Source organism: Pseudomonas onubensis (assembly GCF_965653655.1).
Classification (GTDB): Bacteria; Pseudomonadota; Gammaproteobacteria; order Pseudomonadales; family Pseudomonadaceae; genus Aquipseudomonas.
On sequence record NZ_CBFHAZ010000331.1, the window covers coordinates 1 to 391 of the forward strand.

General features: G+C 60.9%; 1 pseudogene. It reads right to left on the reverse strand.

Annotated features, from left to right (window positions below):
• Positions 1-207: 207 nt before the first annotated feature.
• Positions 208-391, reverse strand: a pseudogene (locus ACTD9P_RS30200) (hypothetical protein); the annotation flags it as partial.

Here is a 391-nt window from a genome sequence, read left to right on the forward strand (position 1 = left end):
GGCCGATGCATTCCTTATCGGCGCTTTGGTGAAGGGGCGGGGCGAAGTCTCCCACGGTCTGTACTGGTTAGAGTCAGATGCTGGCTTTTAGTCCCACCACCCCTACAAGTCTAACCATACAAGCTGGGTTGTGTGCTGTGGGGGTTTGTCGGTGTGTATATCCGTTGCTGCGGTCACGGCTGAGTAGGGTTCCGCCCTTACGGCGGGTCACTTTTGGCAAACGCCCGGAATGCCGGCCCAGCCAAAAGTAACCAAAAGGTCTGTGCCCCACCACTCGGCACCTCGCTTAGGCTCGGTGTGCCAGAACGAAGGCTTGAATCCGTGGGCCGCCGCGATGGGCCATCCTTGGCCCAGCGCGGCTAACCCGGCGTCCTGCCGGGTTACCCACGGA